The following is a 15,477-nucleotide window of genomic DNA, read 5'->3' as shown; positions in this document are numbered from 1 at the left end:
GCTTCGCTATAATGGCGCGGAAAATATGACGACTTCAACCCGAAACGTGCACTCCAAACCCTCACGATCCCAGGCAGCGCCTTTCAACTGGGATTATATCTTCCAAATTGCCGGCCAACATAAAAAAGCTCTGATTTATTCTCATGTCATCGCCCTCCTGGCGATGATCGCGAGCGTGCCGGTGCCGCTGTTCATGCCGCTGCTGGTCGACGAAATCCTGCTGCACAAGCCCGGCCTGATCATCGAAACGCTGAATCCGCTCGTCCCCGCCGCGTGGCAGGTGCCGGTCTTTTATATCGCGGCCGTGCTGCTGGCGAGCCTTGTGCTGCGGATCATCGCGATCGTTTTCAACATCATCCAGGCGCGCGAGTTTTCCTCCATCGCAAAAGACATCATCTTCCGCATTCGTCAAGATCTGATCGGCCACCTGCAGACGATTTCGATGGCCGAATACGAAAGCCTCGGCACCGGCGCGATCGTCACGCACCTGGTCACCGATCTCGATACGATCGACAATTTCATCGGCAATACGATCAGTAAATTGCTGGTCGCGAGCCTGACCATTTTCGGCACCGCCGCGATCCTGCTCTGGATGAACTGGCGGCTGGGCCTGTTCATTTTATTGCTGAATCCGGTCGTGATCTATTTTACGCGCGTGGTCGGAGGCAAGGTCAAGGATCTGAAAAGCAAGGAAAACAGCGCCTACGGCATTTTTCAGGAATCGCTGACCGAAACGCTGGAAGCGATCCATCAGATCCGCGCCAGCAACCGCGAAAAGCACTACTGCCGCGAACTGATCAACGCGGCGCGCTATGTCAAGGATTACTCGGCCGCCTATGCCTGGAAAAGCGACGCCGCGAACCGGTTGAGCTTTTTGATTTTCCTGTTCGGCTTCGACGTCTTTCGCGCTCTGGCGATGCTGATGGTGTTCTATTCGGACCTGACGATCGGCCAGATGCTCGCGGTATTCGGTTATCTCTGGTTCATGATGGGGCCGGTCCAGGAGATCCTGAACATCCAGTACGCCTTTTACGCGGCGAAAGCGGCTCTGGCCCGGATCAACAGATTGAAGGCGCTGAAGCAGGAGCCGCATTATCCGCATCTTGAAAATCCGTTCCTGAACAAGAAGACCGTCGCGATCCGGATCGAAGACCTGCATTTCAGCTACGGCGAGGAAAAAGTGCTGAACGGGATCAACCTGACGATCCATGCCGGCGACAAAGTCGCGCTGGTCGGGGCCAGCGGCGGCGGTAAGTCGACCCTGATCCAGACCTTGATCGGCCTATATCCTGCCGAAAGCGGAACGATTCGTTTCGACGACGCGCCGATGGAACGGATAGGCCTGGAAGTAGTCAGAGAAAACGTGGTGACCGTGCTGCAGCAGCCGATCCTGTTCAACGACACGATCCGCGCGAATCTGACCCTCGGGCGTACCGCAAGCGACGCGGAATTATGGAATGCCCTGGAAACGGCCCAGCTTGGCGACATCGTAAAAGACCTGCCGACCGGGCTGGATACGGTCGTCGGCCGCCACGGCATGCGCCTGTCGGGCGGACAGCGCCAGCGCCTCGCGATTGCCCGGATGATCGTGGCCCAACCGAAAGTCGTGATTCTGGACGAGGCCACCTCCGCGCTCGACAGCGAAACCGAATACAAGCTGCACCAGGCGCTCGCCGGTTTTCTGGCGGGCCGAACCACTCTCATCATCGCGCACCGGCTGAGCGCGGTCAAACAGGCCGATCATGTCTATGTATTCGAAGAAGGCAAAATCTGCGAGCAGGGACGGCACGAGACGCTGATTGCCCAGAACGGGCTGTATGCGAAACTCTATGGGGAATACCAATAACCGCAGGCGTAAGACAAAAAACAGATGGGCAGAACCCTCTAAACCATAACGATAACAAAAATCCATGTCCGAAATTTACGATCTGCACTGCCACTCCACCGCTTCAGACGGCGCGCTGTCTCCGGCGGAACTGGTCCGGCGCGCGCATCGGCAGGGCGTGACCGCTCTGGCCCTAACCGACCACGATACGACCGCGGGACTCGGCGAGGCGCAACGCACCGCGCAAGCCGAAGGCCTCCGCTTCATTCCCGGCATCGAACTGTCCTGCCAATGGCAAGGTAAATGCCTGCATATCGTCGGACTCGGGATCGACCCCGCCTATGCCCCGCTCGCCGAAGCGACGCATGATCTGCGTAACGTACGGCTGCACCGCGCGGAACAGATGGCGCAGAAACTCGAAAAGAAACGCATCCACGGCGCGCTCGAAGCGGTCAAAAGAATGGCTGGCGACAGCATGATCACGCGCACGCACTTCGCCGATTTTCTGCTCTCGCAGGGCCATGTGACCAGCCAGCAGGAAGCCTTCGACCGTTATCTGGCGAAAGGCAAGGCGGCCTATGTAGCCACTCCCTGGGCGGAGATGGGCGTGGCTATCGACTGGATCGTCAAATCCGGCGGCGTCGCCGTCCTTGCACACCCGTTGCGCTACCAGTTGACCGCCAACTGGCTCAGGCGCTTGCTGAACGCCTTCAAGGAGGCCGGCGGACAGGCCGTCGAAGTCGTGACCGGGCGCTACAATCCGGAAGAAATCAGAAACATGGCCGACCATGCGAGTCGCTTCGGGCTTGCAGGCTCTGCAGGCTCGGACTTTCACAGCCCCGACAATCAATATGTCGAACTGGGCCGCCTGGCGCCTTTGCCGCCGGCTATCCGGCCGGTTTGGGACTTGCTGTAGATCTTTCTATTGTCTGACCCACATTCGCTTCCTCTCGTAAAAATCGTTTTAAACGGCGTTATTTTTAGCGTGTTGATCATCGGTTTCGCCGGCGGCACTGTTGCGGTACTGCCAGAATAATTGCTGTTCTTCCGCAATCACCGTTTCGACGCGCTCGACCAACAGCCGGTAGGCGGCCTCCTCATCGGTCACCGGGGCATAATCGCCGGCATTGTTGATGTACAGGCGATATTCCCGTTTCATCCCTTCGGCCGCTTTCCGGTAAGCCTGCCAGGTTTCGTTCGGACGCAGCAGCGTATCCACCGCGCGGAATACCGTGACGGCCGCGCCTAACAAGGCAGTGGCTCCGGCTGTCCAGGATTGATCGGCAAACACCTGGATGACCGAAATCAGCGCGCCCGTCACGATCACGGCCATTGCGAAAAACAAATGCTTGTATTTATACTGCCCTGCCTTGCTTTCGTACCAGCTCCGCTGATCTTCGAGAATGTTTTCGAAATAGTATGCCGCCCTCTCCTTGCGGCTCTCGATCACCGACTTCCAGGACGATACAGGGCGTGCTTCATTCGTTTGTTCGGTCATGGCTTTTTCTCTAGCTAAATAAGTCCGGCGTATTGTTATTATTTTACGATAAAATCCAGATGCATCCCGCCCTGTCCTCTCTGAAAGCCGGCTTTCATCCCTCGCCGCTGGTCCGTATCGCCGATCCCGATCTGCCCCGGGAGATCGAATTGTGGCTCAAGCGGGACGATAGGCTGCATCCTATCATATCCGGCAACAAATGGCGGAAGTTAAGCCACATCCTCGAAGACGCACTCTCATCCGGAGCCCGCACCCTGATCAGCATGGGCGGCGCCCACTCGAATCATCTGCATGCGCTGGCTTACGCCGGCAAACGACTGGGTTTGCAGACGATCGGCCATATCCGCGGCGAGCGGACGGAGCCGCTGACGCCGACCCTCGAGGACTGCCGCAATTGGGGCATGGAACTGCGCTTCGTTTCGCGGTCGGAATACCGGCAGCTCAGGCAATACCGTAAACCCGACAGCCTCCCCGGTATCCGGCCCGGCCAATACTGGCTGCCGGAAGGCGGCGCTCAGCCTCTTGCGCTGAAAGGCGTCGCCGAACTGGTCGAAGAAATCGAGATGCCTTTCGACGCGCTTTGCCTGCCCTGCGGCACCGGCACGACGCTGGCCGGCTGCATCGCCGCCCTCGGCGGCGCAAAAACCGTGCTCGGCTTTGCGGCGCTCAAGCACGCGGAGTTTTTGACGGCCGATGTGGAAAGCCTGCTGCCGAAACCCTGCCCTCGCTGGCAAATCGTTCACGATTACCATTTCGGCGGCTTTGCGAAAACGGCGCGCGAATTGCTCGAATTCATCCACCGCTTTGAACTGACCCAGCAAATTCCGCTCGAACCGGTCTATACCGGAAAAATGATGTACGGACTTTACGACATGATCGCCAAAGGCTGTTTCACCCCCGGCCAACGCATCGTCGCCGTCCACACCGGCGGCCTGCAGGGCAGGCGCGGATTTAACGCCGTCAACGCCGGATAAGACGGGAAGTATCGCCCGTCAATCCAAGTCGGCCCGGCAGCGCACTTCCCTCGGCACCTGCGGCATGGGTACATCTCTTCCCTTAATTCACCTATCACGTTAACTACGAGAGAATGCAATGGATAGACAACCGGAACCCGAGCTGATGGAAGATCCCGAACAGGTCAGGGCCTATGCCGAAGCCGATTTTGCGGTCCCGCACCAGCAATTCGTCGACCGCCTGCGGGCCTTCGTCGGCGACCCGGAATTCAGCGGCATCGCGCTCGACCTGGGCTGCGGGCCGTGCGACATCGGCCTGTGTTTCGCCAAGGCCTTTCCACGGTGCCGCATCGACGCGGTCGACGGTTCGCGCGCGATGCTCGATTATGCGGCCATCCGGACGCCGTCCATCGGGAACCGCATCCGGCTGATCCACGAACGTCTGCCTTTTGTCATATTTCCCGAACAATTTTATGCGATCATATTCAGCAACAGCCTGCTGCACCATTTGCCCGACCCGCAGGCGTTGTGGCAAACGATAAAAAAAGCCGCCCGGCCCGGCACCCGCATCGCGGTGATGGATCTGCTGCGCCCCGCCTCGCTCGAGGCGGCAATGGCGCTGGTCGAGGCCCATGCCGCCGGGGAGCCGGAGATTTTACGGCGCGATTTTTACCGTTCCCTGCTGGCCGCTTTTACCCTTGAAGAAATCCGGGATCAACTCAAAAAAGCCGAACTCCCGCTAAACATCGAACCAATCAGTGACCGCCACGTTTTCATCGAAGGCGTAATGCCTTAATCGCCAACCGCTCAAAATAGTTATGGACGCCATCATCGAAGTCATCCCCGCCGCCGACCTGCAAAAGCCGGAATTTTACATCAACCGCGACGCCAGCCTGCTCGAATTCAACAGGCGGGTACTGGCGCAAGCCCGCAACGAAGACGTGCCGCTACTCGAAAGGCTCAACTACCTGTGCATTTCCTGCTCGAATCTGGACGAATTTTACGAAGTCCGGGTCGCTTCCGTAATCCAGATGGCGGCGATCGATCCCAAGGTTACCGGTTCCGACGGTCTGACCCCGGGCGAGCAGCTGGAACTGATTTCGGTCAAGGCGCACGAACTGGTTACCGAGCAATACCAGGTGCTGAACGAGATCCTGATTCCGAAACTGCAGACACAGAACATCAACTTCATCCGCCGCAAGGACTGGAGCGAAACCCAGCTGAAATGGCTGCAGAATTATTTCAACGAGGAAGTGCTGCCGATCCTGACGCCGGTCGGCCTGGATTCGGCGCATCCTTTTCCGCGCATTCTGAACAAGAGTTTGAACTTCATCATCTCGCTGACCGGCAAGGATGCGTTCGGGCGCAACAGCGGCCGCGCGATTTTGCAGGCGCCGCGCGCATTGCCCCGCATCGTGCAGCTGCCGGCCGAGGAAACGCAAAGCGGCCGGTACGATTTCGTGTTTCTGTCGTCGATCATCCACGCCTTCGTCGACCAGCTGTTCAACGGAATGACCATCAAAGGCTGTTACCAATTCCGGGTAACCCGCAACAGCGACTTCTTCGTCGACGACGATGCGATCGACGACCTGCTGCTTGCGGTCGAAGGCGAACTGGCGATGCGCAACTACGGCGACGAGGTCCGCCTCGAAATCGACGCGAATTGCCCCGATGAAACGGTCGCCTTTCTGCTGGCCCGCTTCGACATGACCCGGCAGCACCTGTTTCTGGTCGACGGTCCGGTCAATCTGAACAGGCTTCAGGAAATCATTCGCCTGGTCGACCGTCCCGACGTGAAATTCGTGCCGTTCAAGCAAAGCGTTCCGGCGCAATTCGCGCGCAACAAGGACATGTTCGCCGCCATCCGCCGACAGGACATTCTGCTGCACCATCCGTTCGACTCGTTCGCGCCGGTCGTCGAATTCCTGCGCCAGGCCGCGGCATCGCCGGAAGTGCTGGCGATCAAGCAGACCCTGTATCGGACCGGCGCCGACTCGCCGATCGTGAACGCCTTGATCAAGGCGGCCCGGGCCGGCAAGGAAGTGACCGTGGTGATCGAACTGCGCGCCCGTTTCGACGAAAAGGCCAACATCGATCTGGCCGCCAAGCTCCAGGAAGCCGCAGTGCATGTCGTGTACGGCGTCGTCGGCTACAAGACGCACGCGAAGATGTGCCTGGTGCTCCGCCGCGAAGGCAAGGAACTGGTCAATTACGTGCATCTAGGCACCGGCAATTATCATCCGAAGACGACCCAGCTCTACACCGATTACGGCTTGTTTACCTGCGACAAGGAACTGGGCGAAGACGTCCGCAAGGTTTTCGCCCAACTGACCAGCCTCGGCAAGGTCACCAAGCTGAACAAACTGCTGCAGTCGCCGTTCACGCTGCACAGCGGCCTGCTGGACAAAATCGAGCGCGAAATCGCTTTTGCGCAGAAAGGCAAAGCGGCGAAAATCGTGATCAAGGTCAATGCGGTCGTGGAAGAAATATTGATTCAGTCGTTATACCGCGCCTCGCAGGCCGGCGTCGAAGTCAAACTGATCGTACGCGGCATCTGCTCCCTGCGGCCCGGCATTCCTGGCGCTTCAGAAAACATCGAGGTGCGCTCGATCATCGGCCGCTTCCTCGAACACGAACGCATCTACGCCTTTCTGAACGGCGGCAACCAGGAAATCTACGCATCGAGCGCCGACGTGATGAATCGAAACATGTTCCGCCGCGTCGAAGTGTTTTTTCCGATCGGCAGCAAGAAACTGCAAAACCGGATTCTGCGCGATCTGGAACTGTACCTGACCGATAATACCGAGGCTTGGCTGATGCAGCCGGACGGCCATTACCGGCGCGCGAATCGAATAGAGGACCAGAATCCCGTCCAGGCACAGATCCAATTGTTGAATGAATTGCAGAGTTAATCCATCCATAGTAAAAAAAGACCCTTTTTCACCCCGACCGGGACGATAAGCCCGAATTCGTCCGCGTAACGCTGAGAGGCATTTTATGAATCGGATAAGAGAAATTGCCCAACTGGGCGCCGAAGTGTTGCGGCGCCAGGCCCTGCCCGCCGCTGAAACGAACAGCGCCGAAAACCGCGCCGTGATCGCCGCGATGAAAGCGACGCTGGCCAATACCCAAGGCGTCGGTCTCGCCGCGCCGCAGATCGGCGAATCCGTGCGCATCGTGATCGTCGCCTCCCGCCCCACCCCGCGCTATCCGGACGCGCCTCTAATGGAACCGACCGTGATGATCAATCCCTCCTTCGAAACGCTTTCGGAAAGCATCGAAAAAGGCTGGGAGGGCTGCCTGAGCATTCCCGGAATTCGCGCCCTGGTCCCGCGCTTCAAAGACATCCGGGTCGACTATACCGACGAGCAAGGGCATCCGGTCCAAATCCGCCTGCAGGACTTCATCGCCCGCGTTTTTCAGCACGAATTCGACCATCTGAACGGCCTGGTCTTTCTGGACCGCGTCGAAAACAACCGGGACATTTTTTCCGAAAGCGAGTATCTTAAATTCTTCAGTTGAGCACGGATGGGCTTTCTCGGGCACATACCGGCCCTATTCGAGAAATCCATTTGTTACGGAAACCATGAAGCAAAACAGAAATATCCTTTCCTGCGCCCATCCCCTGAAAGAAGAACGATCCGAGCCCTTACCCTTCCAGATCCCCAAACCCGCCGAAGAAGATCCTGAAGCGCCGTTACGGCTGAAAAAGATCCTGTCCAGCGCCAGTTACCGCCAGGCCGACCAGGACGTCGACTTTCTGAATCAGGACGAACTGCGTTCGTTTCGTTTGCAGGTCGATTTTTTAAAAGCGGAGCAGACGCTCAAGGAAAACCGCGTCGAAAACACCATCGTGGTGTTCGGCGGCACGCGTATCAAGGAACCCGGCGAATCGAAGCGCAAGGTGGACGGCCTGAAAGCCGCGCTCGAAAGCAAGCCCAACGATCCCTTGCTGCTGGGAAAACTCCGGGTCGCCGAACGGGTTTACGCGAAAAGCCATTATTACCATACTGCGCGCGAATTCGGCCGCCTGGTCGGCGAGTCGCGGCGGCAGGCGCCCGACCGTGCCTGCGTGGTCATGACCGGCGGCGGCCCCGGCCTGATGGAAGCGGCCAACCGCGGGGCCTACGACAGCGGCGCGCTGACGGTCGGCCTGAACATCAACCTGCCTTACGAACAGTTTCCGAACCCGTATATCACGCCCGAATTGTGCTTCCGCTTTCATTATTTCGCGATGCGCAAACTGCATTTCCTGCTCCGCGCCAAGGCGCTGGTCGTGTTTCCGGGCGGCTACGGCACGTTCGACGAACTGTTCGAAACCCTGACCCTGATGCAGACCCGCAAGATCAAGCAGGCGCCGGTCGTGCTGGTAGGCGAGAGCTTCTGGAAGGAAGCGTTCAATGTCGATTTCCTGATCTGCGAAGGCGTGATCGATCCCGAAGACCGCGAGTTGTTCTGGTATGCGGAAACCGCCGAGGAAATCTGGCAAAGCATCCTGGACTGGTACAATGTCAACGGCGAGCCGCTGCTCTAAAGCGCCAAGCCCATGGAATTCGCCGACCTGATCGCGACCATTCCCCCCATCCTGATCCAGTTCGGGATGACGGTCGCCTTTGCGTTCGTGGTCGGGCTCGAATTTCGCCGCTATCATCAAATCAATCAATACCAGCTTCATTTCGGCAGCACCCGGACCTTTGTATTGATTGCGATTCTGGGCTTTATGCTGTTTTCGCTCGATTCCGGCAAGCTGCTGTTCGCCATGGGATTTCTACTGTTTGGGGCGGCGCTGCTGATTTATTATTGGCACTTGGCCGCGAAAGGCATCTTTTCGATCTTCAGCCCGCTGCTGGGGCTGCTGATCTATCTGATCGGTCCGATCGCGATTACTTTTCCGAACTGGTTCCTGGTGCTGTTTGCGGTAGTGCTGATCCTGATGCTCGGCGCGAAGCCGGTCATTCACCGTTTTTCGGATCAGCTCGCGAACGACGAAGTCGTCACGCTCGCCAAATTCCTGATCATTTCCGGCGTGATTCTGCCCTTATTGCCGGATCGGCCGATCGCACCGGCACTGCCGGTCACTTATTACAAAGTCTGGCTGGCGGTGATCATCGTTTCCGGCTTTTCGTATCTCAGCTATCTGATCCACAGTTATTTTTATAAAAGCCGCGGCCTGATGATTACGGCCGTATTGGCCGGGCTGTATTCGAGTACGGTCGCCACCATCATGATCGGCCGGCGCGCACGCAATTTGCCGGGAGCCGAAAGCTATGTCTCGGCCGCATTGATCACCGCCACCACGATGATGTACCTGCGCCTGCTGGCGATTATTTTTCTGTTCGACCTGCATGCGGGCCTCCGGCTGCTGTTGCCTTTCCTCCCGATCATCGTGCTGTCGGTGATCGCCGTGGCGGCGTTGGTCCATTATAAAAACGAATGCCCCTCCGAAGCGGATACGGTCGATGTCGGCCACCCGCTGGAACTTTCCACCGCCGTTCTGTTTGCGGCGCTGTTCATGGTGTTTACCTTCGTCACCCAATACGTGATCAGCCATTTCGGGCGCTCCGGGCTGAATTTCCTGGCGATTGCGGTGGGATTGACGGATATCTATCCGTTCATCCTGTCGTTGTTGAGCGGAAAATTTCAGGTTTCCGAATCGGCAATCGTTGCCGCGGTCGTATTGGCCAGCGGCAGCAACAATCTCTTGAAAGCCGCCTATGCGATATTCTTCGCGCGCAACGCTTCGGTACGCTTCGGAGCCGTCTGGCTGATTCTTCTGTTTTTGGCATCCATCGCGTATGCATACGCGTTGATCGTTTGATCCGATTCTCGCCCGCCCGCTCACGCCGAAGCGGTGAGCAATCGAACGTAATCAATCTCGGCTTAACGAATCAACATCCGTTGCAGCGGACTGCTGCTGTCGATCGTGGTCTGCTGCCGGCTTTCGAGTGCGGCGCAGTGGCCAAGCAGATCGGCGACCTGCCTTTGCTGTTCGGCATGCAAATCTTTCATCCGATCGATCGCCGCCAAGGCTTCGGAACCGATCGACGCAAACGCCTGCGCCAGGCCTTTTTGCAAGCCGCGCAGTGCGCTGGCCTGCAGCGAAGGCTTCAGTTTTCTGGCGATGAACCAGGGCGTCAGCCAGCTGATCGCGACCACCAGGCTGCTGTGAATCAGAAAATCGACGCCCAGGTACGCCAGATGGGTTTCGTTGCTGTACTCGTAACCGGTAAACACCTGATAACCGACCCAGCTCAGGGCCGCCAGCGGCAGCAGGATTTCGGCGATGCGCGCCCCGCTCAGCAAAGTCCGCTGCAGAGTGTTGCCGGGATTGGCGAGAGATTGTCTCACCGCCAGTTCGCTTTGGGTTTCGATGATTTTCGGCGCTTTTTCGCGAAGCGGAGCCAGTTGCCGCTTGAGCGGCTGCGCCGGAATGCCGCGCTGCTCGGCCTGCAGCACGAACTCGTCGAGGGCATCGTCGAACCGGGCTTTCGCCCAAGCGTCCCATAGCAGCGCATCGGCCTGAGTCGAAGGATATTTTCCGGTCGCCGGATGGGTCAGCAAGCCGACCGCATGTTCCGCATAATAATCGGCCAATTGCCTGACCGGCCAGGCGAAGCCTTCCAGCAGCAACTGCCCGGTACGCTGCCATTGCTGCTGCCAAAGCGGAGAGAGCTCCTTGAATGCCGCATCGCCGGCCAAAGCCTGCCGGTATTGTTCCAGCGCGCAGCGGAGCTCGTCGAGGCGGACCTTAAGCCCGCGCTGTTCGAGCTGCTGCACGGTATGCTCGTTGGCCAGATCGGTGAGCATCTTTGCCAAGGCGCTGAATTCGTCTTCCTGCCCGTCTTCCGCGCAGATCGTCTTGAAAACGATCGGGTCGACGAAACCGGCCTTGCTCAACTGGCGTTTGAAGTCCTCGAATTGTTCCGGTTGGCCGCGGTCCCATTGATTCAATACGAACAGCCAGGCGTGCCGCGCCCCTTCCGCCAACAGCAGCCGCCAGGCCTTCTCGTCGCGGTAGCGTTCCGGACTGACCACATAGATCAGTACGTCGATATGCGGCAGCCATTCCAGCACCAGATGCCGGTTGGCCTGGTCGATGCTGTCGAAATCGGGCATGTCGATCCAGATAATATGCCGTTTCGCCTCGTCGTCGTGCGGCGCGGTCTTCACGCTGGCGATCGGCAGATGCTCGGGCAAATGCCGGAGCGCGACCGAACGGTGGTGATACAGGGTCACCTCGCGCGAAGTCGGCCGTTCAATGCCGGTTCTGGCAATCGCCTTGCCGGCCAGCCGGTTCAACAGCGAACTCTTGCCGACGCCGGTACCGCCCATGAACGCCACCAGCAACGGCCGGCCCTGCCCTTGGCCGAACAGGGCGCTCGGCGTACCGGTCCGCGGAAGGCTTTCCTGTTCCGGCATGTCCCGATCGATCCAGCCCACCTCCGCCGCTTGTGCGGCCCACTGGCGGGTATGATCCGCCAAATCAGAGTAATCGTAAGCCATGACGTTTTTCCTTCAGATGGTTTTCCGCTTCCTGTAATTGCTCGGGCGTAATGTTGAAATGCGCCAGGGCGGACAATTGCTGCGGCAAAGCCGCCAATTTGTCGCGCAGCGCCTCGACGAACAGCACCTGTCTGACCTGGTTCAACTGGTTTTTTTTCAGATCGGCCTCGACGCTGTGCATGTAACTGCCGATCGCGCTTTCGGCCAGCAGCGAGGTCACCGTCAGCATCGACGGAGCGATCACCAGATCGTGCACCCCGATCCCGCCGGTATGCAAGGTCAACGCGATCACCGCCGCATCGGTCGTTGCCCGGGTCGCGCGCAGGCTGTTCAGTAGCAAAGGCTGCTCCTGCAGTTTGCGGTACAAACGGTGCGCGGCGCTTTCGACATCCTGCTGGAAAGTCTGGTGGTAATGTTTGACCGCGCCGTCGAACCCGGCCAACAGCTCCTGGCGCCGGCCGCGCAGAAGCGCGCCCATATCCTTCCACCACAGGCGCTGCTGATGCTCCTCGGCCTTGTCGCGCAGGTTGTCGGTCATCTGCAGCAAGGCGTGCTCGGCGATCTGGTGCAGCAGCGCGACTTCGTGGCTGGTGCCGGTCAGCGAAGCCTTCTTGCGGCCGAGCTTCATCAACTGCCTGACCGGCCAGGTCAATGCCCGGCGCGTGCCGGCCAATATGCCCGCCAAGCCGGGGATTTCGAGCAGGGCGAGCAGTTCGGCCATCGCGACCTGAAAGGTTTCGTAGTGATGCGGATGGTTCAGATAGTCGCGCTGATAATGGTCCAGCGCCTGTTTGATCGTTTGATCGAGCAACTGATGCCAATCTCTCAGCGCCTGATGCTCCTGCACAACGGGCTCCAGCCATTGCGGCCAGTAATACTGGAGCAATTCCTGCTCGTAGCGGGCATGCTTCTTGTAGGAAACCCGAGCGGCGAGCCGCGGCAGCAGCGACGGCTTGGCCTCCGGCCAGACCGGCAGGCCCGATGGCTTGTCATAGTACAGCGGCACGACTTCCGGAAATTCGTCCTTGCGGGCCAGCAGCCATTTTTCCTTCAAGGAATGCACGATCAGCGCTTCCGAGCCCTCGCTGAGCTTGTTCAGGCAGATCACGGTCGGCTGGCGTAAGGCTTCCAGGACGGACATCATGTCCCAGACCGACTGGTCCGCGTATTTTTCCTTGCTGATCACCAGCACGATCACATCGGCCAGCGCCATGGTCCGGATGACACCTTCGCGGTAGGTCGACGAATCGATCGAGTCGAAATCGGGCGTATCCCACAATACGCATTCGGGCAGTAGCGAAGAATGCGCTCCCGGTTCGGACAGCGCAAAGCAATCGTGCCGGTCTTTGCTCAATTGCGCGGGCAGCAGTTGCTGAAAACGCCCGAAGTAGCGCTGCAAGCCGCTGCAATCCTCGCGCCCGACCCGGTGGCAAAAGCCTTGCGGATGCACCGTATAGCCCGCCAGGGGGCTCACTCCGGCGGCGCCGGACTGAAGCAGCACGTTCACCAGCGTGCTCTTGCCCGCCTGCGTCGGCCCTACCACGGCAATCTGCAGCGGCGGCAACGGCTTGGAATCGATCAGCGCGCCTTTGCGTAAAAAAGCTTCCGCCAGCAGCAGCTGATCGATGCGCTGCCGGTAGACCGCCTTGGCGGATTCGAGAGGAGCCTGCTGTAAAATCGTCTGGTAACGCTGCTTCAGTAATTGGATAAATTCCAGCATAAGGGGTTGCATGGGTTATAATTGCCGATCATTTTACCGAGTTTTTTGAAGATCAGGCGTTATTAATAAACAATAAAAAGCCAATACCCTTAACACCGATCCGTCATTCCATCGAGGCAGCCTAATGAAAAAAATTTCCCTATTCCTGATTTTTATTCTGAGTTGTATCCTTTTGTCCGCCTGCGGCAGAAGCGACAAAGTCAACGGGCACAATATCCGGACCGCGTATAAGTCCGTCAAAGTATTGAAGGAACGGCTGCCGGCCGAGAAGCGCATCGAATTCGAAGTCTCCTTCTGGACCATTCGCGACGCGCAAAAGGCCGATTCCGAATTTTTGAATGCGGTCGACGGCAAAACCCCGCTGGAAATCATCGATATGGGCCAAGAGATCTACCAGCAGCGGAAGAATGCCGGCTTCAAGGGCTATGAGCACTATTCGAGCTGGGAGGACATGATCAACAAGTTCAGCCAGGAAAGATCGCAACAAGGCGCGATCAAAAAGGAAGACGCCAAAGATAAAGCGAACGACGTGCTTTACAATTTGCCGCGTTAGCCGAGAACGAAAAATGCCTGTTCCGGATGGACCGTTTCATACCGGTCCGTCCTTCCCCTTCCCCGCCACGGCCTGAACCGGTCCCGGGTCAAAAACGGTAGCCTTTCGGCACCACCGTCACCCCGCTTTCCGAAACCGTGAAACGCACCGCATCGGCCACCGGATCGATGCCGATTTTCTCGCCGGACGGTACGCTTACATACTTGTCGATGATGCAGCGCTTCAGCACCGCGCCGGCGCCGACCTGCACGCCCTTGAACAGGATCGAATCCTCGACCCGCGCATCGTCATCGACGCGAACCTGCGCCGAGAGAATGGAATGCCTGACCGTGCCGCCCATGATCACCGCTCCGCCGCAAATCAGCGAATTATCGAATTGACCGGGGCGGCCCGAGTGACCGGGCGCCATCCTGGCCGGGGGATATTGGCCGGGATAGGTCCGTATCGGCCAATCGCGCTGATACAGGTTGATCGGCGGCACCGGCAGCAGCAAATCCATATTCGCCGTGTAATATGAATCGACCGTGCCGACATCGCGCCAGTAACGGTCGGGCGTCACCCGCCCCTTCTCGCCGCCGAAACGGTAGGCGAAGACGCGTTGCCGGCCGATCAGGCGCGGAATGATGTCCTTGCCGAAATCATGGCGCGATTCGGCAAGCTCGTGATCGAATTTCAACTCCCGGCAGAGCAAATCCATATCGAATACATAGATCCCCATCGAAACCAGCGCATGTTGCGAATCGTCGGGCAGCGCCTGGGGATTGGCGGGTTTCTCCCGAAACTCCACGACGCGCTGAGACGGATCGACCGACATGACGCCGAAACCGCGGGCTTCCTCCAGCGGCACCCGCATGCAGGCAATCGTCAGTTCCGCGCCCTGCTCCTGGTGAAAATGCAGCAGGGCGGCGTAATCCATCCGGTAAATATGATCCCCCGACAGCACCAGCACATAAGCGGCATGGCTGCGTTCGAGCAGATACAGGTTTTGCATGATCGCATCGGCGGTGCCCGCGTACCAGGAATTACCGGTGCGCATCTGCGGCGGCACCGGGGTGATATACTCCGAAACCTCCGGATTGAAAATCGACCACCCGTCGCGCAGATGCTTTTGCAGGGAATGAGATTTGTATTGCGTCAGCACCAGAATGCGCCGCAGTCCAGAATGCAGACAGTTCGACAAGGTGAAATCGATGATCCGGTATTTGCCGCCGAAAGGCACGCTCGGCTTGGCCCGTTCGGCGGTCAAGGGGTGGAGTCTGGAACCGGCGCCGCCGGCCAGAATAATGGACAGGGTCTTGTCGAGCATGAAATGTCCTTTCAACCAAAACCTACCTGCCTAATACGAACACGTAAGCTTTATTCAAATACACCCAACTTTTCTCCTTACCAAACTTCAAGCGAAACTTGGCAAGGAGGCTGGAGGTG

The 15,477-nt window shown here is 58.3% G+C and carries 13 protein-coding genes; 9 read left to right on the top strand and 4 right to left on the bottom strand.

Annotated features, from left to right (window positions below):
- The first annotated feature begins 25 nt into the window (after positions 1-25).
- On the top strand, positions 26-1,846 hold the full coding sequence (locus tag CC94_RS0116685; protein ID WP_051911528.1) for an ABC transporter ATP-binding protein: 1,821 nt from the start codon (positions 26-28) through the stop codon (positions 1,844-1,846).
- Positions 1,847-1,910: 64 nt separating this feature from the next.
- Positions 1,911-2,741: a PHP domain-containing protein gene (locus CC94_RS0116680; protein ID WP_005371709.1), complete on the top strand. Its 831-nt coding sequence runs from the start codon at positions 1,911-1,913 to the stop codon at positions 2,739-2,741.
- Positions 2,742-2,789: 48 nt separating this feature from the next.
- Here the strand turns inward: CC94_RS0116680 and CC94_RS21750 are convergent, their stop codons facing one another.
- Positions 2,790-3,323: a DUF4231 domain-containing protein gene (locus CC94_RS21750; RefSeq protein WP_005371707.1), complete on the bottom strand. Its 534-nt coding sequence runs from the start codon at positions 3,321-3,323 to the stop codon at positions 2,790-2,792.
- A 59-nt stretch (positions 3,324-3,382) separates the two neighbouring features.
- Between CC94_RS21750 and CC94_RS0116670 the strand changes: the two genes are divergently transcribed.
- From CC94_RS0116670 to CC94_RS0116645, 6 genes are all read left to right on the top strand, one after another.
- Complete coding sequence (locus CC94_RS0116670) at positions 3,383-4,297, top strand: 1-aminocyclopropane-1-carboxylate deaminase/D-cysteine desulfhydrase (protein ID WP_031431613.1); 915 nt, start codon at positions 3,383-3,385, stop codon at positions 4,295-4,297.
- 118 nt (positions 4,298-4,415) lie between these two features.
- On the top strand, positions 4,416-5,072 hold the full coding sequence (locus tag CC94_RS0116665; RefSeq protein WP_005371705.1) for a class I SAM-dependent methyltransferase: 657 nt from the start codon (positions 4,416-4,418) through the stop codon (positions 5,070-5,072).
- A 22-nt stretch (positions 5,073-5,094) separates the two neighbouring features.
- Positions 5,095-7,188 (top strand): polyphosphate kinase 1, encoded by a 2,094-nt coding sequence (gene ppk1, locus CC94_RS0116660; RefSeq protein ID WP_005371704.1) that lies wholly within the window; start codon positions 5,095-5,097, stop codon positions 7,186-7,188.
- Between the two features lie 85 nt (positions 7,189-7,273).
- The gene (gene def, locus CC94_RS0116655) at positions 7,274-7,798 is read left to right on the top strand and encodes a peptide deformylase (protein WP_005371703.1); all 525 of its coding nucleotides are present in this window, start codon (positions 7,274-7,276) and stop codon (positions 7,796-7,798) included.
- 64 nt (positions 7,799-7,862) lie between these two features.
- Positions 7,863-8,810 carry an LOG family protein gene (locus CC94_RS0116650; RefSeq protein ID WP_005371702.1) on the top strand — a complete coding sequence of 316 codons (948 nt, stop codon included), beginning with the start codon at positions 7,863-7,865 and terminating at the stop codon, positions 8,808-8,810.
- 12 nt (positions 8,811-8,822) lie between these two features.
- A complete protein-coding gene (locus CC94_RS0116645) occupies positions 8,823-10,094 on the top strand; it encodes an MgtC/SapB family protein (RefSeq protein WP_005371701.1) in 1,272 nt (423 codons plus the stop codon).
- A 62-nt stretch (positions 10,095-10,156) separates the two neighbouring features.
- Here CC94_RS0116645 and CC94_RS0116640 read toward each other — a convergent pair whose 3' ends face one another.
- The gene (locus CC94_RS0116640; protein ID WP_005371699.1) at positions 10,157-11,779 is read right to left on the bottom strand and encodes a GTPase; all 1,623 of its coding nucleotides are present in this window, start codon (positions 11,777-11,779) and stop codon (positions 10,157-10,159) included.
- Positions 11,760-13,499 carry a GTPase domain-containing protein gene (locus tag CC94_RS0116635; RefSeq protein ID WP_005371697.1) on the bottom strand — a complete coding sequence of 580 codons (1,740 nt, stop codon included), beginning with the start codon at positions 13,497-13,499 and terminating at the stop codon, positions 11,760-11,762. Before CC94_RS0116635 ends, CC94_RS0116640 begins: the two co-directional genes overlap by 20 nt.
- Before the next feature lie 124 nt (positions 13,500-13,623).
- Between CC94_RS0116635 and CC94_RS0116630 the strand changes: the two genes are divergently transcribed.
- Positions 13,624-14,052, top strand: a complete 429-nt coding sequence (locus CC94_RS0116630; protein ID WP_005371695.1) for a hypothetical protein — start codon at positions 13,624-13,626, stop codon at positions 14,050-14,052.
- An 88-nt stretch (positions 14,053-14,140) separates the two neighbouring features.
- Here CC94_RS0116630 and glgC read toward each other — a convergent pair whose 3' ends face one another.
- Positions 14,141-15,358: a glucose-1-phosphate adenylyltransferase gene (gene glgC, locus CC94_RS0116625; protein ID WP_005371693.1), complete on the bottom strand. Its 1,218-nt coding sequence runs from the start codon at positions 15,356-15,358 to the stop codon at positions 14,141-14,143.
- Positions 15,359-15,477: the final 119 nt, after the last annotated feature.

It is taken from the genome of Methylomicrobium agile (genome assembly GCF_000733855.1).
GTDB lineage: Bacteria > Pseudomonadota > Gammaproteobacteria > Methylococcales > Methylomonadaceae > Methylomicrobium > Methylomicrobium agile.
This window is presented reverse-complemented; position numbering and strand designations above follow the sequence as displayed.

Coding starts and splice junctions, on each gene's coding strand:
- CC94_RS0116685 (WP_051911528.1), top strand. CDS start 26: ATGACGACTTCAACCCGAAACGTGCACTCCAAACCCTCACGATCCCAG.
- CC94_RS0116680 (WP_005371709.1), top strand. CDS start 1,911: ATGTCCGAAATTTACGATCTGCACTGCCACTCCACCGCTTCAGACGGC.
- CC94_RS21750 (WP_005371707.1), bottom strand. CDS start 3,323: ATGACCGAACAAACGAATGAAGCACGCCCTGTATCGTCCTGGAAGTCG.
- CC94_RS0116670 (WP_031431613.1), top strand. CDS start 3,383: ATGCATCCCGCCCTGTCCTCTCTGAAAGCCGGCTTTCATCCCTCGCCG.
- CC94_RS0116665 (WP_005371705.1), top strand. CDS start 4,416: ATGGATAGACAACCGGAACCCGAGCTGATGGAAGATCCCGAACAGGTC.
- ppk1 (WP_005371704.1), top strand. CDS start 5,095: ATGGACGCCATCATCGAAGTCATCCCCGCCGCCGACCTGCAAAAGCCG.
- def (WP_005371703.1), top strand. CDS start 7,274: ATGAATCGGATAAGAGAAATTGCCCAACTGGGCGCCGAAGTGTTGCGG.
- CC94_RS0116650 (WP_005371702.1), top strand. CDS start 7,863: ATGAAGCAAAACAGAAATATCCTTTCCTGCGCCCATCCCCTGAAAGAA.
- CC94_RS0116645 (WP_005371701.1), top strand. CDS start 8,823: ATGGAATTCGCCGACCTGATCGCGACCATTCCCCCCATCCTGATCCAG.
- CC94_RS0116640 (WP_005371699.1), bottom strand. CDS start 11,779: ATGGCTTACGATTACTCTGATTTGGCGGATCATACCCGCCAGTGGGCC.
- CC94_RS0116635 (WP_005371697.1), bottom strand. CDS start 13,499: ATGCTGGAATTTATCCAATTACTGAAGCAGCGTTACCAGACGATTTTA.
- CC94_RS0116630 (WP_005371695.1), top strand. CDS start 13,624: ATGAAAAAAATTTCCCTATTCCTGATTTTTATTCTGAGTTGTATCCTT.
- glgC (WP_005371693.1), bottom strand. CDS start 15,358: ATGCTCGACAAGACCCTGTCCATTATTCTGGCCGGCGGCGCCGGTTCC.